This is a genomic window from Arthrobacter sp. CDRTa11 (genome assembly GCF_026427775.1).
Classification (GTDB): Bacteria; Actinomycetota; Actinomycetes; order Actinomycetales; family Micrococcaceae; genus Arthrobacter.
This window is the reverse complement of the sequence record NZ_CP044532.1, coordinates 3,199,666-3,222,739: the sequence shown is the minus strand read 5'-3', so window position 1 is coordinate 3,222,739 and position 23,074 is coordinate 3,199,666. Positions and strand designations below refer to the sequence as shown.

At 64.7% G+C, this 23,074-nt stretch carries 21 protein-coding genes, 2 tRNA genes and 1 pseudogene; 13 read left to right on the top strand and 11 right to left on the bottom strand.

The window, feature by feature from the left end:
• Nucleotides 1-78: 78 nt before the first annotated feature.
• Nucleotides 79-879 carry an HNH endonuclease family protein gene (locus F8G81_RS14495; RefSeq protein ID WP_267275407.1) on the top strand — a complete coding sequence of 267 codons (801 nt, stop codon included), beginning with the start codon at nt 79-81 and terminating at the stop codon, nt 877-879.
• Between the two features lie 54 nt (nt 880-933).
• Here F8G81_RS14495 and def read toward each other — a convergent pair whose 3' ends face one another.
• The 3 genes from def to orn form a co-directional block, all read right to left on the bottom strand.
• Nucleotides 934-1,506, bottom strand: a complete 573-nt coding sequence (def, locus tag F8G81_RS14490) for a peptide deformylase (RefSeq protein WP_267275406.1) — start codon at nt 1,504-1,506, stop codon at nt 934-936.
• A 113-nt stretch (nt 1,507-1,619) separates the two neighbouring features.
• Nucleotides 1,620-1,692 (bottom strand) — tRNA-His (locus F8G81_RS14485).
• Nucleotides 1,693-1,821: 129 nt separating this feature from the next.
• Nucleotides 1,822-2,490, bottom strand: a complete 669-nt coding sequence (gene orn, locus F8G81_RS14480; RefSeq protein ID WP_267279234.1) for an oligoribonuclease — start codon at nt 2,488-2,490, stop codon at nt 1,822-1,824.
• 195 nt (nt 2,491-2,685) lie between these two features.
• On the opposite strand from orn, the gene mptB reads away from it, so the two are divergent.
• Nucleotides 2,686-4,242, top strand: a complete 1,557-nt coding sequence (gene mptB / locus F8G81_RS14475) for a polyprenol phosphomannose-dependent alpha 1,6 mannosyltransferase MptB (protein WP_267275405.1) — start codon at nt 2,686-2,688, stop codon at nt 4,240-4,242.
• Nucleotides 4,243-4,302: 60 nt separating this feature from the next.
• On the opposite strand, the gene F8G81_RS14470 is transcribed toward mptB, so the two are convergent.
• Nucleotides 4,303-5,010, bottom strand: a complete 708-nt coding sequence (locus F8G81_RS14470; protein WP_267279233.1) for a DNA alkylation repair protein — start codon at nt 5,008-5,010, stop codon at nt 4,303-4,305.
• A 67-nt stretch (nt 5,011-5,077) separates the two neighbouring features.
• Between F8G81_RS14470 and F8G81_RS14465 the strand changes: the two are divergent.
• Both F8G81_RS14465 and F8G81_RS14460 read left to right on the top strand, forming a co-directional pair.
• Nucleotides 5,078-5,203, top strand: a pseudogene (locus F8G81_RS14465) (type I methionyl aminopeptidase); the annotation flags it as partial.
• 94 nt (nt 5,204-5,297) lie between these two features.
• Nucleotides 5,298-6,200, top strand: a complete 903-nt coding sequence (locus F8G81_RS14460; RefSeq protein ID WP_267275404.1) for an aldose 1-epimerase family protein — start codon at nt 5,298-5,300, stop codon at nt 6,198-6,200.
• Between the two features lie 76 nt (nt 6,201-6,276).
• Here the strand turns inward: F8G81_RS14460 and F8G81_RS14455 are convergent, their stop codons facing one another.
• The gene (locus F8G81_RS14455; RefSeq protein WP_267275403.1) at nt 6,277-6,963 is read right to left on the bottom strand and encodes a GNAT family N-acetyltransferase; all 687 of its coding nucleotides are present in this window, start codon (nt 6,961-6,963) and stop codon (nt 6,277-6,279) included.
• Between the two features lie 140 nt (nt 6,964-7,103).
• Here F8G81_RS14455 and F8G81_RS14450 point away from each other — a divergent pair, with 140 nt between their 5' ends.
• Nucleotides 7,104-7,898, top strand: coding sequence for a sugar phosphate isomerase/epimerase family protein (locus F8G81_RS14450; protein ID WP_267275402.1), 795 nt, complete (start codon nt 7,104-7,106; stop codon nt 7,896-7,898).
• On the opposite strand, the gene F8G81_RS14445 is transcribed toward F8G81_RS14450, so the two are convergent.
• Nucleotides 7,874-8,632, bottom strand: coding sequence for an alpha/beta hydrolase (locus tag F8G81_RS14445; protein ID WP_267275401.1), 759 nt, complete (start codon nt 8,630-8,632; stop codon nt 7,874-7,876). The two genes, F8G81_RS14450 and F8G81_RS14445, sit on opposite strands and share 25 nt — an antisense overlap.
• Nucleotides 8,633-8,634: 2 nt before the next feature.
• Nucleotides 8,635-9,729, bottom strand: coding sequence for a LacI family DNA-binding transcriptional regulator (locus tag F8G81_RS14440; protein ID WP_267275400.1), 1,095 nt, complete (start codon nt 9,727-9,729; stop codon nt 8,635-8,637).
• Nucleotides 9,730-9,929: 200 nt separating this feature from the next.
• On the opposite strand from F8G81_RS14440, the gene F8G81_RS14435 reads away from it, so the two are divergent.
• Genes F8G81_RS14435 through F8G81_RS14425 form a run of 3 tightly spaced genes read left to right on the top strand, consistent with a single transcriptional unit; the run spans nt 9,930 to nt 13,167 of the window.
• Nucleotides 9,930-11,099, top strand: coding sequence for a Gfo/Idh/MocA family protein (locus tag F8G81_RS14435; RefSeq protein ID WP_267275399.1), 1,170 nt, complete (start codon nt 9,930-9,932; stop codon nt 11,097-11,099).
• The gene (locus F8G81_RS14430) at nt 11,099-12,313 is read left to right on the top strand and encodes a dihydrodipicolinate synthase family protein (RefSeq protein ID WP_267275398.1); all 1,215 of its coding nucleotides are present in this window, start codon (nt 11,099-11,101) and stop codon (nt 12,311-12,313) included. Before F8G81_RS14435 ends, F8G81_RS14430 begins: the two co-directional genes overlap by 1 nt.
• Nucleotides 12,310-13,167 carry a sugar phosphate isomerase/epimerase family protein gene (locus F8G81_RS14425; RefSeq protein WP_267275397.1) on the top strand — a complete coding sequence of 286 codons (858 nt, stop codon included), beginning with the start codon at nt 12,310-12,312 and terminating at the stop codon, nt 13,165-13,167. Before F8G81_RS14430 ends, F8G81_RS14425 begins: the two co-directional genes overlap by 4 nt.
• A gap of 109 nt (nt 13,168-13,276) precedes the next feature.
• Here F8G81_RS14425 and F8G81_RS14420 read toward each other — a convergent pair whose 3' ends face one another.
• Both F8G81_RS14420 and xylA read right to left on the bottom strand, forming a co-directional pair.
• Nucleotides 13,277-14,698 carry a xylulokinase gene (locus tag F8G81_RS14420; RefSeq protein ID WP_267275396.1) on the bottom strand — a complete coding sequence of 474 codons (1,422 nt, stop codon included), beginning with the start codon at nt 14,696-14,698 and terminating at the stop codon, nt 13,277-13,279.
• Between the two features lie 80 nt (nt 14,699-14,778).
• A complete protein-coding gene (gene xylA / locus F8G81_RS14415) occupies nt 14,779-15,966 on the bottom strand; it encodes a xylose isomerase (RefSeq protein WP_267275395.1) in 1,188 nt (395 codons plus the stop codon).
• A gap of 254 nt (nt 15,967-16,220) precedes the next feature.
• On the opposite strand from xylA, the gene F8G81_RS14410 reads away from it, so the two are divergent.
• Complete coding sequence (locus F8G81_RS14410) at nt 16,221-17,447, top strand: ROK family protein (RefSeq protein WP_267275394.1); 1,227 nt, start codon at nt 16,221-16,223, stop codon at nt 17,445-17,447.
• Nucleotides 17,448-17,904: 457 nt separating this feature from the next.
• On the opposite strand, the gene F8G81_RS14405 is transcribed toward F8G81_RS14410, so the two are convergent.
• Nucleotides 17,905-17,977, bottom strand: a tRNA-Arg gene (locus F8G81_RS14405).
• Nucleotides 17,978-18,192: 215 nt separating this feature from the next.
• Between F8G81_RS14405 and F8G81_RS14400 the strand changes: the two genes are divergently transcribed.
• The 3 genes from F8G81_RS14400 to ettA all read left to right on the top strand — a co-directional run bounded on the left by F8G81_RS14400 (nt 18,193) and on the right by ettA (nt 21,206).
• The gene (locus F8G81_RS14400; protein WP_267275393.1) at nt 18,193-18,765 is read left to right on the top strand and encodes a single-stranded DNA-binding protein; all 573 of its coding nucleotides are present in this window, start codon (nt 18,193-18,195) and stop codon (nt 18,763-18,765) included.
• Between the two features lie 97 nt (nt 18,766-18,862).
• Nucleotides 18,863-19,477: a DUF6993 domain-containing protein gene (locus F8G81_RS14395; protein WP_267275392.1), complete on the top strand. Its 615-nt coding sequence runs from the start codon at nt 18,863-18,865 to the stop codon at nt 19,475-19,477.
• A 46-nt stretch (nt 19,478-19,523) separates the two neighbouring features.
• Entirely contained in the window at nt 19,524-21,206 is a 1,683-nt protein-coding gene (gene ettA / locus F8G81_RS14390; protein ID WP_267275391.1) for an energy-dependent translational throttle protein EttA, read from the top strand.
• A gap of 104 nt (nt 21,207-21,310) precedes the next feature.
• Here the strand turns inward: ettA and F8G81_RS14385 are convergent, their stop codons facing one another.
• Entirely contained in the window at nt 21,311-22,291 is a 981-nt protein-coding gene (locus tag F8G81_RS14385; protein ID WP_267275390.1) for an acyl-CoA thioesterase, read from the bottom strand.
• A gap of 63 nt (nt 22,292-22,354) precedes the next feature.
• Between F8G81_RS14385 and F8G81_RS14380 the strand changes: the two genes are divergently transcribed.
• Entirely contained in the window at nt 22,355-23,029 is a 675-nt protein-coding gene (locus tag F8G81_RS14380; protein WP_267275389.1) for a hypothetical protein, read from the top strand.
• Nucleotides 23,030-23,074: the final 45 nt, after the last annotated feature.

The window sequence follows — 23,074 nt, the reverse complement described above, 5'->3', positions numbered from 1 at the left end:
TGTGCATAACACGCCCGGTGTCAGTGGGGTGCCCTAGGCTCTTCTGGTGCACTGCATCTCCGGAGGGGCGCCCCGCCCATGACAGTCAGCTGGTCTGCCTATCGCCGTGCCCGCCGCCGCTCCCGGCAGGCGTGGGCGCTGCTGTTGGTCCTGGCCGTTTCGGCAGTCGCTGCGGGCGTCTGGTTTTTCACCGCGGGGCAGTTCGCAGCCACCGAACCGGCCATTGGAGGTCCCAGCGAGGCCCCCGTTTTCGACCCAACATGGATGAAGCCCGTGGCTCCGGTCCACCCGGTACCGTCCGGCCCGGCGGTTGCCGCGTTGGAAGCGTTGCCCGTCAAAGGGCGGGCGGCGAAGAACAACTACGAACGGGAAGCGTTCGGGCAGGCCTGGCTGGATGTGGACCGGAACGGCTGTGATACCCGCAACGACATCCTGCGCCGGGACCTGGCGTCCGTGGACTTTACCGAAGAATCAGCCTGCAGGGTGGCCGCGGGCTCCTTCCATGAGCCCTACACGGGGGAAATGGCCCACTTCCGGCGAGGACCGGAGTCCAGCAAGGAAGTCCAGATCGACCATGTGGTTGCACTCGCCGACGCCTGGCAGAAGGGCGCGCAGCAACTGACAATGCAGCAGCGTCAGAGCCTCGCCAACGATCCCCTGAACCTCATCGCCGCAGACGGGCCCGCCAACCAGCAAAAAGGAGCGGGGGACGCGGCCACGTGGCTGCCGAAGAACAAGGCTTTCCGCTGCCACTATGTTGCCCGGCAGATTTCGGTTAAGGCCGCCTACGGTCTTTGGGTGACGCAGGCGGAGAAAGAGGCGATGAAACAGGTCCTGGGCTCTTGTCCCGGCCAGCCCACCATCCGCCCGTCACACTAGGCGAAGCAGTGCCTGCACAGTGCCAGGGCTCAGTGCTTATGGGACTGCTCAGTCCTAGTGGCCGAACGGGTCCGGATCCACGCCAGGCATCCAGGTGAGCCCCGGAACTCCCCAGCCGCTTTTCTTGGCCTGTTTGAGGGCCTTCCGCTGATACCTGGCCAGAAGCCGGTCGACGTAGAGCTTGCCGTCCAGATGGTCGTATTCGTGCTGGATCACGCGCGCGAACCAGCCCGTCGCTTCAAATTCGACAGGTTTCCCGTGTTCGTCAAAGCCCTGCACGCGGGCCCATTCTGCGCGCTTAAGGGGGTACTGGCCGCCCGGAAATGACAGGCAGCCCTCCTCCTCTTCGTCGGGATCGGGGAGGGCGCCCGAGATTTTTGACAGGGTGAGGACAGGGTTGACCAGGGCACCGGCGGGGGGAGCGCCGTCATCGTTCGCGAATTTGTACACGAAAATCCTCTTGCCCACTCCGACCTGCGGTGCTGCGAGGCCGACGCCGTTTGCGGCATCGTTGGTTTCAAACATGTCGGCAATCAGGGTCCGGAGATCGTCGTCGAACTCTTCCACTTCGGCGGCCCGGCGGTGCAGCACCGGTTCCCCCCAAATGGTGATTGGCAGAACTGTCATGTCAGGCGGTCCTCCAGGTTCGCGGCGTGACGCCGGCATTTGTGCAAAAAGAAGGCCGCACCGGATATCCGGTACGGCCTCCAAGCGAACGGCTACTGCTGCCGCTCCGTAAGGGTGAGCTACGGGGGTTGAACCCGCGACCTCCTGGACCACAACCAGGCGCTCTGCCAACTGAGCTAAGCCCACCATGTGCCGTTCAGATCTTCCGGCTAACCGGCTCTCTGGAAAGGCAACTCAAATAGCTTACCTGCTCGCCGGGGCAGGTTTTGCCACTTTTGTGGTTTTTGCCAAAAAATCCCGGAAACGTGCCGCAGATTACTTGTCGGAGAGTCCTGCAACGTTCCCGGAGGCGGCTTCAGACGCGGCTTCGCCGGCTGTACCAGCAGCAGCAGCCGCGGTTTGACCAGGAGCGGCCACCTCGCTGCCAGCGGCAATACGCTTGGAAATCTGCTGGGCGGTTACGCTGTCGGGACCCGGTGCAGGCACAAAAACCGCCTCCCGGTAATACCGCAGTTCGTCGATGGAATCCTTGATGTCCCCGAGGGCGCGGTGGCCACCCTTTTTGGCGGGCGACTGGAAATAGGCCCTGGCGAACCAGCGGCGCGAGAGTTCCTTGATGGTGCTCACATCGATCACGCGGTAGTGCAGGTGCTCCACCACCGCGGGCATGTCACGGGAGAGGAAGACCCGGTCCGTTCCCACCGAATTGCCGCCCAGGGGCGCCTTCCGGGGATCCGGTACCCACTTTTCGATGTACTCCAGCACGGCTGCCTCGGCCTCGGCCATGGTCTTTCCGTACGGCAGTTCCTTCAGGAGGCCCGAACGGGTGTGCATGTCCCGGACGAAGTCGTTCATCTGGGCCAGCGCGGCCTCGTCGGGCTTGATCACCACGTCCACTCCTTCACCCAGAACGTTGAGTTCGGAGTCAGTCACCAGGGCCGCCACCTCGATCAAGGCGTCGTTCTTGATGTCCAGGCCGGTCATTTCGCAGTCGATCCAGACGATGCGTTCGTTAGATATAGGCACCGGACCAGCCTACCGTTTCGCCCCGTGAGAGCCGTCCGATGCTAGGATTTCGGGTACACGGCGGTGGCCAGTCCACCGCTGAACTGAGCCTTGGCCGGTCTGCGTGGCCCGCCGGGCGGAAGCGAGCAACGCAAGAGATTGGACGATCCTGAGATGACGGCGCCCGTGCCTGCGACAGAGGAGATGGACGCCACCACGATCCCGGGGACCGCTGCGGACGAGGTGGACAACGCCCTGTCGCCACTCATTGCCGGTTTTATCGGTTCTGTCTTTATGATGATCGGCTCACTGGGGGTCGGGTGGCTCGCGCCGGTCTCAGAGCTGCGCCGGATGCCGCTGTTTATCTGGATGCGCACCGAGGCCGTTGGCGTTGCCCTCTCGATAGTGCTCCTGGCTATCGGCGGCATGCTTTTGGTCCGCGCCTGGCTCCGCTTAGGACAGCGCGTCAGGGTGTGGGGACTCCAGGCCCGCCGGGCAACACTGCAGGCCGTTGTGGCCTGGGGCCTGCCCATGATGTTCACCGTCCCGCTGTTCAGCCGGGACGTGTACGCGTACATCGGCCAGGGCCGGCTGATGGTGGAAGGCTTCAACCCGTACGAGAACGGCATCTCGGCCCTGTCCAACTATTTCCAGCTGGGTGCGGACAAGATGTGGACCGAAGCCCCCGTGCCGTATGGGCAGTTGTTCCTCTGGATCGAGCAGTTCGTTGTCTGGTCCACCAACGTGCACCCCGAAGCCAGCATCATGCTCTTCAGGCTGGCTGCGCTGATCGGCATAGTGCTGTGCATCATCTATGTCCCCAAGCTGGCCGACCTTCACGGCGTCAACCCGCACCGGGCCCTCTGGCTCACCGCTGCGAATCCGCTGTTCCTTACCAACTTCATCGCCAGCGTCCACAACGACGCACTGATGATTGGCCTGGCCCTCGCCGGCCTTTACTACTGCGCCACGCGAAGGGTGGTCTTTGGCATTGTCCTGGTCACCCTTTCCATCTCGGTCAAACCGATCACGATCGTTTTCCTGCCATTCATTGGCCTCCTCTGGGCAGGCAAGGGCGCCAGCTGGCCCCGGAAGTTCCTTTACTGGGGGCTTACCGCAGGATTGTCCCTGGCGCTCCTTTTCGCGATGAGCCGGGTGAACGGCTTTGGATTCGGCTGGATCAATGGGCTCTCGGCGCCGGGAAGCATCTGGATCTGGTACGCCCCCGTGGGCCTGATGGGCCTCGTGGTCGCGTCCATTGCCAATGCGTTCAGCCTGGACGGTTGGGGACTCGCCAAATGGGTGTACGACGCCGGCAAGGTGCTTGCCGTGGGCATCGTCGCCTGGCAGATTTTCAAGGGTGACCATGACCGCCTGATGCGGCGGCTGACCCTGGCCTTCGCGGCGATCGTTCTGCTGGCACCCATGATCCAGTCCTGGTACGTCGTGTGGCTCATTCCGCTGTTTGCGGTCACGGGCATCCGCGATGACTGGCAGGTCAAGGCCCTCTACTTCATCGTTTCCTTCTTTATGGTCTATGCCATCTCGGACCAGCTTGAAGTCTTCCCGTACCTGCAGACAGAGGACCTGGGGCTTGCCCTGACGCTGGCGCGGAACGCTGCAGCCATCATCGCGCTGATGTTCGCCCTGTACCTGATTTTCCTTGACCCGCGCACCAAGCACCTGTTCAGCAAGTCGGATCAGCCGGTAACCACGCGCCCCATCATCTGACGGCCCAACCGGGTAGCGCTAACTGTCGTATTGAGGCTCTAAAACGACAGTTAGCGCGACTTACTTGGGCTGGACAGCAGGCTCCAGGTTCCGCAACGCTTCCCGGCGGGACAACGGGCTCATCTCAGTGCTGTGTTCAGCCACAAAGGACCTGACCCACTCCGCGTCGGTCTTGGCGTACTCCCGCAGCGACCAGCCAATGGCCTTTCGGACGAAGAACTCCGGATCCGCCAGGTTCGCCTCGATCACGTCACGCAGCAGTTCGGTGTCGGTGGCGGCCTTGGCCTTGAGCTGCGCAGTGATGGAAGCCCGCCTGATCCAGAAATCCCCGTCCCTGCTCCAACTCCGCAGCACCTCGGTCATCGTTGGCCGGTGGGCCTGCAGCAGGTCACAGATCCGGTGGGCCACGCCGTCAGCAAAGTCCCACCAGGCGCCGGTGCGGATGAGTTCCTCATAGACAGGCAGCATCAGGGGATCTCCGGCTGCGATGCGGAGGCCCGTGAGGTCGATCGCCGCATAGCGCTCCTCCCGCCAGGCGGCATTGCGCCAAAGTTCCAGCACGGTGGAGCGCAGTTGCTCCACCGAGTCGAATGGGCACTCGGCAGCAGCAGCCGCCGTCAGCCGCCGGACATCGGGGACCCTGACGCCCAGGGACGGAACAGCGGACTTCATGTACGCCTGCACTCCAGCCGCGCGTACAGGATCAGCGTGTTCCACCAGTATTTTGCGGATCGCGGCCAGCAGCCTCCCATTAACCGCCGTGCTCATCATGCGGCAACTCTAGCCATGGTGCCGCCCAGGCCCAAGAGCTCCCGAAGGACCGGACGATGTCAGCAAGGACGATTACTACCACGACGACGACGAATGGACCCTGCGCTCCGCCAACGGCCGCCGGGCGGCACACAGCGAACACACCGTTGCCATTACGGCCGGGGGCCCGGTAGTCCTGACCCTTCCGTAGCTTCCGGTGCTGCCTCAAAAATATCCGCAGAAGGATCCGTTTGCGCTATTCTGGTTAGCGCTAACAACTCGCTGGAACGCAGAGGATCCACAACATGCAGGATACGGAACACAGCATTGCATCCGGGCCGTATTCGGCCATCATCACCACCCGCGGCGGGGCGCTCCGCGAGCTCAAGCATGAAGGCCGCCACCTTTTGGTCACCTTCGGGCCGGAAGGGGCAATCCCGGACTATCGCGGCGTCGTTTGCGCGCCCTGGCCCAACCGCCTCGCTGATGGCTCCTACAGCTACGCCGGGGAGCGCTTCCAGGCAGAACTCAATGAGCCGGAACGTGGATCGGCCCTCCACGGCCTGGTCCCCGGAGCGCTCTGGGAGCTCCGCCAGAAGGACGCCAGTTCGGTCGCCCTCGGCTGCACGGTGGACGCGAGTGAGGCCTACCCCACCGGCCTGGATGTCACCGTCACCTACCGGCTGTCCGACGACGGGCTTCGTTGCACCGTGCACACGCTGAACGCAGGCCTGGCTCCTGCGCCCTACGGTGTTTGCCCGCACCCCTACCTGCTGGCCGGGTCCTCTCCGCTGGATGAATGGACCCTGGAGCTGCCGGCGGATGAGTTTATGGAGGTAACGCCGGACAGGCTCCTGCCGGTAGGCATCCAGGCGGTGGAAGGACACGAGTTCGACTTCCGGGCTGCACGGCGCCTTGGCGCAATAAAGATCGATCATGCCTTCACCGGCATCAGTTGGGACAACCAGGAACACGCTGCCGTCCGCCTGCTTGATCCGGCGGGGACCGGAGTGGAGCTGGAATGGGACCGGAAGTGGCCGTGGGTGCAGGTGCACACGGCAGACAAGCCCTCCGGCAAGGACAGGCTGGGTCTCGCCGTCGAACCCATGACGTGCCCGCCAGACGCCTTCAACTCGGGCACCGACGTCATCCACCTTCAGCCCGGCGAATCCCACGAAGCCAGCTGGACCATCCGGACGCTCAGCTAACGCAGGGCCTGCGGGGGTCAACCCCGATGACCGACCGAAGCGCCGGCCGGAGAGCCAATCGCAGTCCTGCGGATGGTCAATGATCCAGCTGGAGGCGTACTACTGCCCGGCCGGGGACAGCCGTGCTGACAACCTTGAATCCGGCCTCCAGGAACAGGTTGAGGGTGCCGTGGTACAAATCCGCTGCTCCCGCCTTGGGCCTCAGCGAAGGATCCACGGGGTAGCCCTCCAGGATACGCGCACCGTTGGTCCCGGCATGCTCGACGGCGGCCTGCAGCAGGGCGGCAGCCACACCGCTGCGGCGGTGCCGGGGATCCACCACAAAGCAGGTGACGGCCCAAATAGATTCCGGGGCCCTGGCCGGGGCCCCGCCGGCTGCTCCTTCTCCGGGGGCCAGTTCGCCGGTGACAGTTTCGGGGGAGGCTTCGTCGTCCGTACCGGTGTCGCCTGCCGAAGCCTTGGCCCGGCGCAGCAACTGCGAGTTGAGGACCCGCGGGTAGCATTCACGGGGTTCCACCGCGCACCAGCCCACAGGTTCCCCGTCACGGTAGGCAAGGACGCCTGGTGCGGGCGTGCCGGCGTCGAACCTCTCCTTCAACAGTGCCTTGCGGGCGGCCGGATCAAGCGCCGAGTATTCCGGCCCGGTCAGCGCGAAGTACCGGCACCAGCAGCGGGAGGGCTCTCCCCGCGTTCCGAAAAGCCGCTCGACGCTTTCCCAGCCGGCTGCGGCGGTGGCCAGGTGTCCGGCTGGATGGTTTTTCATGCGTACAGGTTAGTCCCTGCAGTGCACTTAATCCCTCGAGTTCACAGTTTACTTGGCAAGCGCGTTCCCGATAATGTGGACTGCGATCCCTCCCCTCCCGCTTCCTCCGGCCGGGGGCTGCTGCAACGGAAAGAGCGTCAATGACTCCTGAAGAGCACACCGGACTGGCGGACTGGAACAGGTCCCGCCTCACCCCCGGGATCTGTTCGGTGACCCTGCGCCAGAGCAGTATCCGGGACGTGGTGGAGACTGCCGCGGAGGCCGGCCTGGCCGGCATCGAGTGGGGTACTGACGTACACATTCGTGATGAAGAATCCGCGGCCGAGGCGCGGGACGCAACGGCGGCGGCCGGGCTCGAAGTTTTGTCGCTGGGTTCGTACTACCGCGTGGGCAGCTTCGGCGACTTCTCCCTTCCCGCTGATCTTGCCGTTACCCTCGGCGCCCCCCGCATCCGGGTCTGGGCAGGTAGCCAGGATTCGGCCGACGCCGGTGCGGACGTCTGGGATCAGGTGGTCCAGGACGCCCGGCGGATAGCGGGACTCGCCAGTGAACGAGGCCTGGAGATTGCCTTCGAATATCATGGCGGAACCCTGACCGACACACCGGACACCGCAGTGCAGCTGGTGAAGCAGGTGGACCGGGACAACGTGCGGACCTATTGGCAGCCCGCCGTCGGGCTCTCGGACCAGGCGGCGCTGGCTGCCCTGCACACTGTTCTCCCGTACGTCTCGGGAGTGCACTGCTTCTCCTGGTGGCCCCAGCAGGAACGGCTGCCGCTCAGCGGCCGGAAACAGCTCTGGCAGTCAGTGGCCGACATCCTGCGCGAAGCCGGACGGCCTTTCGACATGATGCTCGAGTTCGTTGCGGCGGACCTTCCGGCGAACGTGGGCCGTGACGCCGATTTCCTGAATCACATCACGCTGGGCGAGGACTGAGCCCAGCCCCACCGCGTCAGCCAGCCGGCACAAAGGGAAGTCCACTGGTCCGGCCCTGGGTCGTCCGGGGAAAGCCCCAGCCCATGACGCCCGTGCGGAAAGACGTGGAGCTCCGCCGGAACACCGGCCCGGACCAGCGCGGCGGCGTAGGCCAGGCTGTGGTGGGCCGGCACGGCGGCGTCATCCGCCGTGTGCCACAAAAAGGCCGGGGGAGTGGAAGAGGTGACCTGGAGGTCTGCCGAGACAGCCTCCAGCAGTTCCGCCGACGGAGAGTCGCCGAGAAGGTTGTCCACCGACCCTTGATGGACAGCATCTGTGTATGAGATGACCGGGTAGCAAAGTACCGTCAGGTCGGGTATGGCTCCCGGAACATCCAGGGTGGAATCTCCTGTGGCCGTCGCCGTTGACAGCGTCGCGGCAAGGTGGCCGCCGGCGGAAAAGCCCAGCACGCCCACCCGGGCGGTGTCCACCGCAAGCCCGTGGCTGCCCTCGCGGATCTGGAGGAGTGCCTCCTTGGCATCCTCCAAGGGCGCCGGATGACGGTGCGGTGCCACCCGGTACCGCAGCACGTACGCGTGGATTCCCAGGGACGCCAGCCACTCCGCCACAGGCTCTGCCTCATGGCCGGCCTGGCGAGCGTAGCCTCCTCCCGGGAGGATGAGCATGGCGGGCCTGGCCTCATCACTGCCGGCACTGCCCGCTGCGGCCACTGCCGTCAGGGAACCTGGAAGCATCCTTAGGCGGCCGTCTCAGTACTGCGCCGAAGCGTGACATGGCCCGAAATGGACCATTCGTCGTCGTCGTCCTTGCCGGGGCCGGCGCCGGCGGGGGTGCCGCCAGCACTGCGGGCGGCGAGTCTTCCGATTTCCTCGAGGGGGAGATGCACGGTGGACAGGGCAGGACGGAAATCCCGCAGGGTTTCGATGTCGTCAAAGCCGGCAATGGTGGCATCGCGGGGAATGCGGAGTCCTTCAGAACGCAGCGCCGCGGCGGCCCCGATGGCCATGACATCGTTCACGGCAAAAATACAGAGCCGGCTGCTGCCGGCATTTGCGCCGCTGCCGTCCCGTCCAGCCTTGATGCGGGCGGCCAGGGCGAGCCCTGCTTCATAGCCCCCGGACCGGTTGAAGGCGGTCCGCAGGACTTCGGCGGCCGGCCTTCCTGCCTGTGCAAGCCCCCGCTGAAACCCGCGTACCCGGTCATCGGAGGTGAAAAGGCCTTCCGGCCCGCCGATGATGACAAAGTGGTCTTCATGTGAGGCGGCGAGCTCAACGGCGAGGTTGGCGGCCAGCTCCTCATTCGGAACCGGAATCACATGGTAGCCGTCCGTAGCTGTTGCGCCCACGACGGCGTGGCCTACCACGCCCACCCTGCCTCCGTTGCGGCAGTACCGGTCCAATTCCGCGGCCAGTTCGGCGTTGCCTTCGCTGTCCTCGGGCCGGGCCGAGCGCGAACCGGCGATCACGATGGAATCGGCCCGGCGGGCCGCGAAGGCCGCCACCGCCTCCTTCTCGCCTGCGGGAGCGCCTTCCGTGCTGGCCAGCAGCACCATCTTGCGCTGCTCGCGCGCCGCTTCCTGCACACCGCGGGCAATCGCCGCAAAATAGGGATCTGCGATGTCATGGACAATCAGCCCGATCAGGCCCGAGCTCGACTTTGCCAGGCCCTGCGCCTGGGCATTGGGAATGTAGCCAAGCGAATCCGCCGCCTGCCGGACCCGGTCCGCGATGTCCTTGCCCGGTTTCCGTGCAGAGCCGTTGAGGACACGGGATGCCGTGGCGGGGGATACACCCGCAAGCCGGGCCACCTCGGTGAGGGTACTTGCAGCCACGGCAACTCCTGTTCGTGCTTGTTATGGTCCTGTACACGCACCATATATGCGCGATTTACGCTGACCACATTATGGCAGTTTCAGGATCCTTTCGGAAAGCGCTTGCCAATTCCGCCCCGCCAGGTGCATCATAGAACCAGTGGGAATGCGCTTTCCCGAACCAGCTTGAGTAACTACTGCTCACTCACCGTGGAGGACACATGGGCTTCGAAACAAAGACGATCCGCATCGCCATGAACGGCATCACCGGGCGGATGGGTTACCGGCAGCACCTGCTGCGTTCCATCCTTCCCATCCGCGACGCCGGAGGCTTCACCCTGGAGGACGGCACCAGGGTTCAGGTCGAACCCATTCTGGTGGGCCGCAACGAAGCCAAGATCCGCGAACTTGCCGAAAAGCACAAGGTGTCCCAGTGGAGCACGGACCTTGATGCAGTCATCAGCGATCCCACCGTTGACATCGTCTTCGATGCCTCCATGACCAGCCTCCGGGCAGCCACCCTCAAGAAGGCCATGCTGGCCGGCAAGCACATCTTCACCGAGAAGCCCACGGCAGAAACCCTTGAGGAAGCCATCGAACTGGCCCGCATCGGCAAGGAAACCGGCGTCACCGCCGGCGTTGTGCACGACAAGCTGTACCTGCCGGGGCTGGTCAAGCTCCGCCGCCTGGTGGATGAAGGCTTCTTCGGCCGCATCCTCTCCATCCGCGGCGAATTCGGATACTGGGTCTTTGAAGGCGACATCCAGGCCGCCCAGCGCCCGTCCTGGAACTACCGCAAGGAAGACGGCGGCGGAATGACCACTGACATGTTCTGCCACTGGAACTACGTCCTCGAGGGCATCATCGGCAAGGTCAAGAGCGTCAACGCCAAGACCGCCACGCACATCCCGGCCCGCTGGGACGAAGTCGGCAAGGAATACAAGGCCACCGCCGACGACGCCTCCTATGGCATCTTCGAACTGGAAACCCCTGGCGGCGACGAAGTCATCGGCCAGATCAACTCCTCCTGGGCCGTTCGCGTCTACCGGGACGAACTGGTTGAATTCCAGATCGACGGCACCCATGGCTCCGCCGTTGCAGGCCTGAACAAGTGTGTGGCCCAGCAGCGTGCCCACACGCCCAAGCCGGTCTGGAACCCGGACCTGCCCGTCACGGAATCCTTCCGCGACCAGTGGCAGGAAGTCCCGGCCAATGCTGAGCTGGACAACGGTTTCAAGCTGCAGTGGGAAGAGTTCCTCCGCGATGTTGTGGCCGGCCGCGAACACCGCTTTGGCCTCCTCTCGGCTGCCCGCGGCGTTCAGCTCGCCGAGCTCGGCCTGCAGTCCAACGACGAACGCCGCACCATCGACATCCCGGAGATCACGCTCTGATGACCTCACTCATCCTTCCCTCGCACGACGGCGGAACCCGGGAGTACCGGCTTCAGGGCGGCACGTCCTGGGCACGGCCCGTGGCTCCGCTCACCTCGCGCCGTGCCTACGCCGCCGCGCATGTGATTCCCGAAGTCCTGGCGGACAACACCCCGGGCGCACCGGCACGCCTCGACTGGGATGCCACCATGGCATACCGGCACGAACTGTGGTCCTACGGCCTGGGCGTTGCCGATGCCATGGACACCGCCCAGCGCGGAATGGGCCTTGACTGGGCAGCCACCCAGCAACTCATCAAGCGCACCGGTGTGGAGGCCGCCTCCGTGGTCTCGGCCGGGAACGTCGCCACGGCCGGAAAGACCGTCCGGGACCTCGTCTCCTGCGGGGCGGGCACGGACCAGCTGGACATCGCATCGCTGCCTGCCGGTGAAGCCGGCCTGAAAGCAGTTCTGGACGCCTACCGCGAGCAGATCGAGGTTGTAACCGAAGCCGGGCCGAAGGTCATCCTGATGGCGTCGCGGGCTTTGGCCAAGGTCGCCACCGGCCCCGAGGACTACCTGAAGGTGTATTCGACGCTGCTCCAGGAAGTGGACCAGCCCGTTATCCTGCACTGGCTGGGCACCATGTTCGATCCCGCCCTGGCCGGCTACTGGGGGAACGACGACGTCGCTGCCGCCACCGAGACGTTCCTGGGCCTCATCCGTGATAATGCGGACAAGGTGGACGGCGTCAAGGTATCCCTTCTCGATGCCAGCCACGAAGTGGCGCTCCGCGCAGCCCTGCCCGAAGGGGTACGCCTCTACACCGGCGACGACTTCAACTACCCGGAACTGATCGACGGCGACGGCAGCCACCACTCGGACGCCCTGCTGGGCATCTTCGCGGCGATATATCCCGCCGCCTCGGTGGCCTTGCAGAACTACGACGCCGGCGACGCCGCCAAAGCCCGCGAGATCCTGGATTCCACCCGCGAACTTGGCAAGCACATCTTCAGCGCTCCCACTTTCTACTACAAAACAGGCATCGCTTTTATGTCGTGGCTCAACGGCAAGCAGCCGGGCTTCCAGATGGTGGGCGGCCTGCACTCGGGGCGTTCGGTATGCCACCTGGCCAAAACCTTCGAATTGGCCGATCAGGCCGGGCTGCTGAAGGATCCGGCACTGGCAGCCTTCAGGATGTCCGATTACCTGCGCATCAACGGAGTAGGCGTATGACAGCGAATTCAGAACGTTCCCCCTTTTCACGCCTCTCCCTCAATACCGCCACTACCAAGAAGTGGACGCTCGCCGAAGCGGTGGAGGGGTGTGTCCGCGCCGGACTGCCCGCCATCGGTCCGTGGCGGGACCGCGTCGAGGAGGCAGGCCTGGACAAGGCCGCCAAGCTCATCAAGGATGCCGGCCTGAGGGTTTCGTCCCTGTGCCGCGGCGGCTTCCTGACCGCTGCCGATGCTGAAGGCCAGGCCGCGGCGCTGGCTGACAACCGTGCCGCCGTCCTCGAGGCTGTTGCGCTGGACACGCAGGAACTGTTCTTGGTGGTCGGTGGGCTGGCCCCGGGGGAGAAGGATGTGGTCGCCGCCCGGCAGCGTGTGGCAGACCGCCTCGCCGACCTGGTTCCGTTCGCCTCGCAGAACGGAATCCGCCTGGTTCTGGAGCCGCTGCACCCGATGTATGCCGCGGACCGTGCGCTGATCTCCACCCTGGGGCAGGCCCTGGACCTCGCGGCCCCGTTCGACGCTAAGGACGTTGGCGTCGCCGTCGACACGTTCCACGTCTGGTGGGACCCGGAACTGAAGGCGCAGATAGAACGCGCCGGCAGGGAAAACCGGCTGGCCTCCTACCAGGTCTGCGACTTCAACATGCCCATCGCCGCGGACCCGCTGCTGTCCAGGGGATTTATGGGTGACGGCGTCATTGACTTCGCGACAATTGGCACCTGGGTGCGCGATGCCGGTTACACCGGCGACATCGAGGTTGAAATTTTTAATCAGGAGATCTGGGACACCGACGGCGACGCAGTCCTGGAGACCATCAAGGCACGCTACGCGGAACTCGTTTTGCCGTACGCCTGACCTGATCCAGACCGCGGGCCCCTGCTAACGTCACGGCCGGGGCCCGCGCCCCACCACCAGAAGGACCTGCACCGCATGGCGGTGCAGGTCCTTCTGTCTGCTGTGGCAACTAGGCCGCGTAAGCGCCGGCGTGCCTGCGGTAGCTCGCCAGGATGCCGACGTCGGAAGCCTCGGCGGTGAATTCCACCCCTTCCGTTCCCCAGCCAGGGAAAGCACCGGTGAGCACAGCGGCGGCCTGGCGGGCGGCGCCGTCGGCCACATATTCCCCGGGTGCCGGAACAATGCCGGGCAAGCCCAGCAGCTGGCTGGCAGCCTGCTGGACCGCCGGCGACTGTGCCCCGCCGCCAATCAGGATGATGCGCCGGGCCTGGACTCCCTGTGCCTGCAGCGCCGCAAGCCCGTCGGCGAGGGAACAGACCACACCCTCGACGGCGGCACGGGCCAAGTTCTCCGGCGTAAAGTTTTCACGCGTCAGGCCATGCAGCGATCCCGTGGCATTGGGCAGGTTCGGCGTGCGCTCGCCGTCGAAGTAGGGAACCAGGGTGAGCCCTCCCGCTCCCGGCGAAGCCGCCAGTGCCAGGGCATTGAACTCATCCAGGGTGACGTCCAGCAGGGCAGCGGTGGCATCGAAGATCCGGGTTGCGTTCAGGGTGCACGCCAGCGGCAGGTAATTGCCCGTGGCGTCGGCAAAACCGGCCACCAGCCCGGAGGCATCAGCCGACGGGGTTGAGGAGACGGCAAATACTGTCCCGGAAGTGCCTAGAGACAGCACCACGTCCCCCACTCCCGCCCCAACACCCAGGGCAGCGGCGGCGTTGTCCCCGGCGCCGGGACCGATGAGCGCGCCTGCCGGTGTCTTCCCGGCGATGTCCAGCGGGCCAACGACGGCGGGAAGCCGGGGAACGTGGCCCAGCGCCTTTTCGAGGGCATCTGGGAGGTACTCGCCGGCAGCCGCGGAGTAGTATCCGGTACCCGAAGCGTCGGAGCGGTCGGTGCGAAGAGCGGCCAGTCCTGCCTCACCGCTGCCAGGCCCGAACCCGGCCAGGCGCCAGGAGAGCCAATCGTGGGGGAGGCAGACGGCGGCCACCCGGGCGGCGTTTCCGGGCTCGTTCTCGGCAAGCCAGCGCAACTTGGTCAGCGTCAGCGAAGCCACGGGGACCGTGCCTGTGGCGTCAACCCAGTGCCTTGCCCCGGCAGCCGGGTCTCCGTTGCCCGCTTCGGCGATGATGTCCACTGCTGCCTGCGCAGAGCGGGTGTCATTCCACAGCAATGCGGGCCTGATGACGTTGCCGTCCCGGTCCAGGCACACCATGCCGTGCTGCTGGCCGCCCACGGACACGGCCGCGACGTCGGACAGCCCGCCGGCGTGGCCGATGGCCTGCTGCAGCGCGTCCCACCAGGCGTCCGGATGGATTTCGGTGCCATCAGGATGGGACGCCCTTCCCTGCCGGACCAGGAGGCCGGTGTCCGCATCCCGGATCACCACCTTGCAGGATTGGGTGGAGCTGTCGATGCCGGCTACGAGGGCCATGGGGAACCTTTTTCTGAAGGCCGCCGCCGGGCCCCGGGCCCGGCGGCGGAGAGTGGTGTCAGTCCGATTCTTTGGCTGGCTTAGCGGGCGTTGAGCAGGTGCTCGATGGCGAGCTGGTTAAGCCGTACAAAGGCAAAGGAGCGTTCGCCGGCCTTGTCGGCGTCGAAGTCCTCGAAAGCGCCGGCGTCGGCCAGGAGGTCCGCGGTGGTTTCGCCGGCGGCCAGGGTGGATTCGCCGAGTTCGAAGACGCCCGAGGCGGTCAGGGCCTCCTGCACTGCCGGGTCGGCGCGGAACGCGAGCGCCCTTTCCTTGAGGAGCAGGTACATGGACATGTTGGATCTGGCTGATTCCCAGACGCCGTCGTAGCCGTCGGTGCGTGAGGGCTTGTAGTCGAAATGGCGCGGGCCGTTGTACTTCGGTCCGCCGTTGGGGAAGCCGTTTTCGAGCAGGTCTACCGTGAAGAAGGCGCTCGTGAGATCGCCGTGGCCGAAGACGAGGTCCTGGTCGTACTTGATGCCGCGCTGGCCGTTGAGGTCGATGTGGAAGAGCTTGCCGGCCCACAGGGCCTGGGCGATGCCGTGGGTGAAGTTCAGCCCGGCCATCTGCTCATGCCCTGTTTCCGGGTTCAGGCCCACGATGTCGCCGTGTTCGAGCTGGGCGATGAAGGCCAGGCCGTGGCCGACGGTGGGGAGGAAGATGTCGCCGCGGGGTTCGTTCGGTTTGGGTTCCAGGGCGATGCGGAGGTTGTAGCCCTTTTCCTTGATGTACGCGGCGGCTGTGTCCACGCCCTCCTTCATCCGGTCCAGGGCTGCTGAGAGGTCCTTGGAACCGTCGTATTCGCTGCCTTCCCGGCCGCCCCACATGACAAATGTTTCGGCTCCGAATTCGGCGGCCGAGTCGATATTGCGCAGCACCTTGCTCAGGGCAAAGCGGCGGATGGATCGGTCATTGGAGGTGAATCCGCCGTCCTTGAAGACCGGGTGGCTGAACAGGTTGGTGGTGACCATCGGAACCTTGAGGCCGGTCTCCTGGAGCGCGCCCCGGAAGTTCTTCAGGATCAGTTCCCGCTCCGAGGCGGTGGCGTCGAAGGGGACCAGGTCGTTGTCGTGGAACGTGATTCCATAGGCGCCGAGCCCGCTCAGCTTGTGGACCGCCTCCACGGGATCCAGGGCCTGGCGGGTTGCCACGCCAAAGGGGTCAGCGCCGGTCCAACCAACAGTCCAGAGGCCGAAAGTGAACTTGTCTTCGGGAGTGGGCAAAGCTGTCATGATGCGTCCTTGCGTCGTGGGTGAGCGGGAGATACCGGACAGAACCGAAATCCGCGAGTTAGTTTATCGCTTGAACTATATAAGCGGGAATGAGCTAAGGTCAATAGGAACGGGCCTGCTGGAGAGCCCCACTTCACCCGAGGAGGCTGGCTTTGGCGGAATCAATGGCGACTTCAACGGCGCCTTCACTCGCGGCGCCCGTGGCGGCTCCCCGCGGGAAGGCTGGAGGTCCGGACAGCGGGGGTCCGGGGAGCATGAGTGACGTCCGCAGAAGCAACCTGGCCCTGGTCCTGGGCCGCATTTCCCAATCTGCCCCAGGAAGCCATCTCACTCGGGCGCAGATAGCCGCTGCCACCGGACTCACCAAGGCCTCAGTGTCCAGCCTGGTCCTGGATCTGCTGGATGCCGGGATTGTCCGGGAAATCGGACTGAACCCCCAGGGTGAGCGCGGGCGTCCCGGTGTGGGAGTGGAACTGAATCCGGCACGGGCTGTGATGGGCATGGAGATCAACGTTGACTACATTGCAGCAGGCCTGGTGGATCTTTCGGGCACCTTGCTGGCTCAGGAGACCCGTGAGCGTGACAACCGGAACATTCCCGCCGGCCCTGTAGTGGCAGCCCTGGCCGAGCTGGTCTCGGACCTTCGGGAAGTGGCACTGGCCCAAGGGATCACTGTCCTGGGCGGGGGACTGGCGGTTCCGGGCCTTGTTGACGACAGGACCGGGACCGTGATCATGGCCCCCAACCTCGGCTGGGACTCTGAGGTCCTGGACCTTGGGTCTGTCCTTCCCGGGGCGCCGCTGGGCACCCGGCTTTTTAACGAGGCCAATGCAGCGGCACTTGCCGAGCTCCGGTACCGGCCAGCCGCCGGCACCGACTTTGTTTTTGTCTCAGGCGAAGTGGGCGTCGGTGGAGGTTTGGTGATCGGTTCGGAGCTTTTCACTGGGCCGGACGGCCATGCAGGGGAACTCGGACACGTGGTGGTCCATCCGGAAGGTTCGGTATGCTCCTGCGGCGGAACGGGGTGCCTGGAAACCATTGCCGGCCAGGACGCGATTTTTGTGGCCGCCGGCATTGGCTCGGGCATAAAAGATGCCGGACAGGTCCAGCAGCCCGGTGGCTCATGGGGGCATGCCGCACTCTCAAGATCCGAAAGCATAGCTCGGCTGCTGGCCGCGCTCCGCAGGGATGACCCTGCGGCAGTCACGGCAGTATCCCGTGCCGGGCACTACCTTGGGGTGGCGATCGCCTCCACGGCAAGGCTGCTCAACATTTCCTCGGTGGTGCTTGGCGGCCACTTTGCGCTCCTGGCCGACTGGCTCCGGCCGGCGCTCGCGGAAAGCCTCACCACTTACGCCCCCGGAAAAGTCCCGCCTGGACAGATCAGCTTGTCCGCCGTGGGGGAGGCGGGCGCACTCCTCGGTGCCGCCGGCAGCGTGGTGCGGTCCCTCGTTGAGGCCCCGCACCGGCTGCAGGCATAGTCCGGCGGAGCTAAACCATAGAAGGCTGATCCACAGCGGAATACAGCACCTGCTATATATGGCTGGGGCGGGAGCTCAGCCCGGGAAATCAACGTGTCGTTCTAGACCCGTGGTCATGCCCGAAAAATCGAGTACTGGCTACTCGTGCATCCCGCTGCAAGAATCGATTAACTGGTGCTGCCGGCGGGATTCAGGGCCAGTGTCCCTCACTTCGGTCACCGCCGGCGCCATCATCGCGTTACCTGTCCACAAGGCTCCGCAATGCGGGGCCACTTCCAAAACGGGAGGGATGCCATGCATATCACTGTGCACACCGGCGATGAATCAGAACCCATGGATTGCCCTCATCAGTTCGTCGGGCGTTGTGACATATGCTCGGCGCCGGCGGGAGAGGTAAATTCCGAAATCAAAAGCGGCCCTGACACGTAATTCCCTATGCCAGAGCCGCTTTTCTGTGTGCCCCAGGAGGGAATCGAACCCCCGACCGGCGGATTAGAAGGCCGCTGCTCTATCCCCTGAGCTACTGGGGCACGTTGGCAACCGGGCCTGAAGTCCGGCGCAAAAGAAGTTTACATTGCCCGGCGGGCGGGCGGTGTCATCGTCCCTGCCCCGCCGCTCTTGTCCTCAACAGGGCCCTTTCCCGGTGCCTTATGCACATACGGCAGTCCGTCTCTGCCAGCCTCCCGCCGGCCGCGCAAAGCTGGTTGTGCCGCTAAGGCAAGACCATTCGAGACAGGACACGAAGATGAGTGACAACATTACGGTCCGTGGCTTCGTCGCCACGGAAATCAAAAGCTCCACCACCCCAGGCGGCGTCGGCACGGCTTCCTTCCGCCTTGGATCCACGGACCGGCACTACGACCGTGCTTTGGGCGCCTGGGTTGATGGCAACACCAACTGGTTTACGGTTCAGGGCTACCGCCAGCTCGCGGGAAACATGGGCTGCAGCATCAAGAAGGGCCAGCGCGTGATCGTTGTGGGGCGTCTGAAGCTCCGGAGCTGGGAGAAAGAAGGGCGGGTTTATTACGCAACCGAAATTGACGCAGAATCCGTAGGCCACGATCTGATGTGGGGTTCGGCAAACTACATCCGCACAGCGTCCAAAGGTCCCTACTTAGTGTCGGATCAGGGCGCGGAAGCACAGTCGGAGGGTTCCTTCCCGGCAGGTTCGGAGGACGCAGCCGGCGAATCCGGCAGCGGCGAGGCTGGGGATGACCCGGCCGGCGACGGATCCGCAGCGATCTACCTCGAGGACGCCAACGGCGAGCTCATCCCGGTCGATCCGGAAACGGGGGAACTAGCGGACGCAACTGCCTAGCCAGGGAGTTGCATGCTGTCTCCCGGACACGCGGGGTACACGCGCATTGGCGTGGGTCGTGACCGTCCGTATCCTCAACGCGTGGCAGAATGGCGGCATGAAGCGCGCCACGGAACACCGCAAAAAGAATCACGTCGGTGTCCTGTTGGCGGTTCGCCAAGAGCCCACGGCCTCCTTCGGCCGTGTGTGGGCCGGATGCGTCGTTGTTGCGGCGTCACTGTCGGTTGCGGTGTCGCTGTCGGCCTGTACAGGCGGTGCCCAGTCCAACGGGGACAAGCCGGGGGCCCCTGCCGCAACAACAACGCAGGCCCCGTCACCAGCAACTCCGTCATCATCCCCGCCTGAGGCTGCAAGCCCCGGTGGTGCCGCAGCGGGATCCTCCTCCGCAGCAGGGGGACGCGCTCCGGCGGAGGATCCTGCCACCGCCGTGCTCAGGCAGACCGTCACTGATGTGCTGAGCCGGCTCGCTGCCGGGACACCGAAGCCGGCTACTGCCCAGGTGACTGAGGCCCTGACCGGTGCCGGCATCGCGGCAGCTGCCTTGGAAGTGTCCCAAAGCAGCACGCCAACAGGGCTGGAAGCTGACGCTGTCGAAGCCGCTGTCCTGCAGGGGAGTGACTGTGTTGTGGGCCAGATTCGTGACGGCGGCGTAGCAGTGACTGTTCTTCCCGTCCTGGCCACCGGCAAGTGCTTTGTAGGCTCAGCCGCCTGAGGTCCCGAATGTGAGATATACCCGCCAACCCACTAGATTTGGAACTATGGCGGAATTTATCTACACAATGACCAAGGCCCGTAAGGCCGTTGGCGAAAAACTTATTCTTGACGACGTAAGCATGTCCTTCTTCCCTGGCGCCAAAATTGGTGTTGTTGGCCCGAATGGTGCCGGTAAGTCCACCATCCTCAAGATCATGGCCGGACTGGATACTCCCTCCAACGGCGAAGCCCGGCTCAGCCCCGGCTACTCGGTGGGGATCCTGCTCCAGGAGCCGCCGCTGAATGAGGAAAAGACGGTCCTGGGCAACGTCCAGGAGGGCGTTGGCGAGATCTACGGCAAGATCCAGCGGTTCAACGAGATCTCCGAGGAAATGGCCAGCCCGGACGCTGACTACGACACACTGCTTGAAGAAATGGGCCACCTGCAGGAGGCCATTGACGCCGCCGACGCCTGGGACCTGGACTCCCAGCTCGAGCAGGCCATGGACGCCCTTCGGTGCCCGCCGGCTGATGCCGATGTCACCATGCTTTCAGGCGGTGAACGCCGCCGGGTGGCGCTCTGCAAGCTTCTTTTGCAGAAGCCTGACCTGCTCCTGCTCGATGAGCCCACCAACCACCTTGACGCCGAAAGCGTGCTCTGGCTGGAGCAGCACCTTTCCAACTACGCCGGCGCAGTCCTGGCCGTTACCCACGACCGGTACTTCCTTGACCACGTGGCCGAATGGATCGCCGAGGTGGACCGCGGCCACCTCTACCCCTATGAGGGCAACTACTCCACTTACCTGGAGAAGAAGCGGGCGCGCCTGGAGATCCAGGGCAAAAAGGACGCCAAACAGGCCAAGCGCCTCACCGAGGAACTGGAATGGGTCCGCTCCAACGCCAAGGGCCGCCAGACCAAGTCCAAGGCCCGCCTGGCGCGCTACGAGGAAATGGCCGCCGAAGCGGACCGCACCCGGAAGCTCGATTTCGAAGAGATCCAGATTCCGCCGGGACCGCGCCTGGGCGGGCTCGTCCTGGAGGCGAAAAACCTCCAGAAGGGCTTCGACGACCGGATCCTGATCGACGGGCTGTCCTTCAGCCTTCCGCGGAACGGCATCGTGGGTGTCATCGGCCCCAACGGCGTGGGCAAATCCACGCTGTTCAAGACCATCGTGGGGCTGGAACCGCTCGACGGCGGAGAGCTGAAGATCGGCGACTCCGTCAAGATCTCCTACGCCGACCAGAACCGTGGCGGCATCGACCCCAACAAGTCGTTGTGGGAGGTCGTCTCAGACGGCCTGGACTACATCCAGGTGGGCCACGTCGAAATGCCGTCCCGCGCCTACGTGGCCGCTTTCGGCTTCAAGGGTCCGGACCAGCAGAAAAAGGCAGGCGTGCTTTCCGGTGGTGAGCGCAACAGGCTGAACCTGGCACTGACCCTTAAGCAGGGCGGTAACCTGCTGCTGCTTGACGAACCGACCAACGACCTCGACGTCGAGACCCTCAGCAGCTTGGAGAACGCGCTGCTTGAATTCCCCGGCTGCGCCGTGGTGGTCTCGCACGACCGGTGGTTCCTGGACCGGGTGGCAACCCACATCCTCGCCTACGAAGGCGACGACGAAAACCCGTCCAAGTGGTACTGGTTTGAGGGCAACTTCGAATCTTACGAAGAGAACAAGGTGGAGCGACTCGGACCCGATGCGGCCAAGCCTCACCGCGTCACGCACCGCCGCCTGACCCGCGACTAAATCAGCAGACAAGGAAGCCGGCACCCACCAAGGGTGCCGGCTTCCTGCCTGTCAGGATTCTCTCCGGTCGGAATCAGGCTTGCCAGGACGGGATGAGGGGACGCTCAGTCCCGCTCAGCTTTTCGGATCTGGTGTTCCAGCACTTTGGACTGGAAGGCGCCCACCACCTTGTTCTTCAGATCGGTGGGGACCCGGACCATTCCCTCCTGGGCCACCGACGCCACATGCAGCCCGTCCCGGTTGAAGATTTTGCCGGTCGCGAGGCCACGGGCACCCTGGGCACTGGGGGACTCCTGAACGTAGAGCAGCCACTCGTCCACCCGTGCCGGACGGTGCCACCACATGGCGTGATCCAGGCTTGCCACGTTCATGCCCGGCGTAATCCAGCTCAGTCCATGCCGGCGCAGGATTGATTCCAGGATGGTGTAGTCGCTCGCATACGCCAGGGCCGCCCGGTGCAGGTTGGGATTGTCGGGCATGGGGCCAAAGGTTTTCATCCAGACAGCGTTCCGTGCGTCCTTTTTGCCCTTCGCCGAGACGTAAAGGGGCGGGTCCACATGCCGGATATCAAACGGCCGCTCGTAGGACCAGTGGCGTGCCACCGGATGATCGAACTTGCCTAACAGGTCCGCGGTGCTGGGAAGCGACTCGGGGTCCGGGATGCCCTTGGGCATGGTGGATTCGTGCTCGATGCCTTCGTCCTCGCCCTGGAAGGAAGCAATCATGGAGAGGATGGGCACGCCGTCCTGGTAGGCGTGGACACGGCGGGCCGAGAAGGAACGGCCGTCGCGCAGCCGCTGGACGCCGAACGTGATGGGCTGATTGGCATCCCCGGGCCGCAGGAAATACCCGTGCATCGAATGCACAAAGCGGTCAGCATCCACCGTCCGCATGGAGGCGATGAGGGACTGCGCCAGCACCTGGCCGCCGAACACCCGCTGATGGGGCTGCTGCTGTGAGGGTCCCAGGAAAATGTCCTCGTCCGTCCGGGCGCCCTCAAGCTGGCCAAGATCCAGGAGTTTGATGAGCGATGAGGTGGGGTCGCCGCTGGGCGGCGCCAGCAATCCGGCTTCGGCTTCAGTCATGGTTCGACTCTAGACGCCACCCCGGACGCGCTCAACTGAGGTGCAGACGGTAGTGTTCTTAGTGTGTCTGATCTCCTCACCCAGTCCTTCCGGTTCTCAGATCCGCGCGATCTCGCGGACCTGCGCACCTTCGCCACGCGTGCCAAGGCAATCGACGACGGCGCCATCCGGCTTCAGGCGGCAGGCTCAGTACTCGCCGCCTACGTCTGTGTGCTGAGGCCCCGGTTGCTGGGTGAAGCCACCCCCACCATCCTGGGCCTTCGCACCATGGGCCTGGCGGAACGGTCCGCCGTGGATGTCACAGTTCCGCTTTCTGCGGTTCTGGACCGGCTGGCCCGGGCCGGGGAAGCCGACGTCGAACTTCCGGTTCCGCCGTCCACCGTCAGCGAATCCTGGACGGGAGTCAGCGCGCCCAGGACGGGCTGGGAACTGGTCACTTCCGTTCCCGACGCCGATCTGCGCCGGGCCGCCGAAGCAGGCATCACTGAAGTGGCGGGGATAGTGCCGGATAAACCCGGGGCCCTGATCGTCAATAACGCGCGGGCAGCAGTTTGGGGCAGGGCGCTCGATGAATCGGGAGTGCCGGCGGGAGCAGCCTTCGCCGCGCTGACCCTGGGGTTCCTCGCGGACGGGGACCAGAAGCTGTACCGCGCGGGCCGCTGGTACCGTCTGACGGGAACACGCGGCCATGTCCTGGTGCGGACCGGCAACGGCCTTGGCCTGACTTCCGGAGCCTGAGCCCCGGATCTTGAACCCCGGAGCCTGAATTCCAGAGCCTGAAGC

What these genes read in the sequence shown, in the direction of transcription:
- orn (WP_267279234.1), bottom strand. Translation starts at nt 2,490, where the DNA reads ATGACCGGCCTGGACATCAAGAACGACGCCTTGATCGAGGTGGCGGCC.
- F8G81_RS14420 (WP_267275396.1), bottom strand. Translation starts at nt 14,698, where the DNA reads ATGGCCCTCGTAGCCGGCATCGACAGCTCCACCCAATCCTGCAAGGTG.
- F8G81_RS14430 (WP_267275398.1), top strand. Translation starts at nt 11,099, where the DNA reads ATGACCTCACTCATCCTTCCCTCGCACGACGGCGGAACCCGGGAGTAC.
- F8G81_RS14460 (WP_267275404.1), top strand. Translation starts at nt 5,298, where the DNA reads ATGCAGGATACGGAACACAGCATTGCATCCGGGCCGTATTCGGCCATC.
- F8G81_RS14425 (WP_267275397.1), top strand. Translation starts at nt 12,310, where the DNA reads ATGACAGCGAATTCAGAACGTTCCCCCTTTTCACGCCTCTCCCTCAAT.
- def (WP_267275406.1), bottom strand. Translation starts at nt 1,506, where the DNA reads ATGACAGTTCTGCCAATCACCATTTGGGGGGAACCGGTGCTGCACCGC.
- xylA (WP_267275395.1), bottom strand. Translation starts at nt 15,966, where the DNA reads ATGACAGCTTTGCCCACTCCCGAAGACAAGTTCACTTTCGGCCTCTGG.
- mptB (WP_267275405.1), top strand. Translation starts at nt 2,686, where the DNA reads ATGACGGCGCCCGTGCCTGCGACAGAGGAGATGGACGCCACCACGATC.
- F8G81_RS14400 (WP_267275393.1), top strand. Translation starts at nt 18,193, where the DNA reads ATGAGTGACAACATTACGGTCCGTGGCTTCGTCGCCACGGAAATCAAA.
- F8G81_RS14410 (WP_267275394.1), top strand. Translation starts at nt 16,221, where the DNA reads ATGAGTGACGTCCGCAGAAGCAACCTGGCCCTGGTCCTGGGCCGCATT.
- F8G81_RS14445 (WP_267275401.1), bottom strand. Translation starts at nt 8,632, where the DNA reads ATGCTTCCAGGTTCCCTGACGGCAGTGGCCGCAGCGGGCAGTGCCGGC.
- F8G81_RS14495 (WP_267275407.1), top strand. Translation starts at nt 79, where the DNA reads ATGACAGTCAGCTGGTCTGCCTATCGCCGTGCCCGCCGCCGCTCCCGG.
- F8G81_RS14455 (WP_267275403.1), bottom strand. Translation starts at nt 6,963, where the DNA reads ATGAAAAACCATCCAGCCGGACACCTGGCCACCGCCGCAGCCGGCTGG.
- F8G81_RS14435 (WP_267275399.1), top strand. Translation starts at nt 9,930, where the DNA reads ATGGGCTTCGAAACAAAGACGATCCGCATCGCCATGAACGGCATCACC.
- F8G81_RS14470 (WP_267279233.1), bottom strand. Translation starts at nt 5,010, where the DNA reads ATGAGCACGGCGGTTAATGGGAGGCTGCTGGCCGCGATCCGCAAAATA.
- F8G81_RS14385 (WP_267275390.1), bottom strand. Translation starts at nt 22,291, where the DNA reads ATGACTGAAGCCGAAGCCGGATTGCTGGCGCCGCCCAGCGGCGACCCC.
- F8G81_RS14395 (WP_267275392.1), top strand. Translation starts at nt 18,863, where the DNA reads ATGAAGCGCGCCACGGAACACCGCAAAAAGAATCACGTCGGTGTCCTG.
- F8G81_RS14450 (WP_267275402.1), top strand. Translation starts at nt 7,104, where the DNA reads ATGACTCCTGAAGAGCACACCGGACTGGCGGACTGGAACAGGTCCCGC.
- ettA (WP_267275391.1), top strand. Translation starts at nt 19,524, where the DNA reads ATGGCGGAATTTATCTACACAATGACCAAGGCCCGTAAGGCCGTTGGC.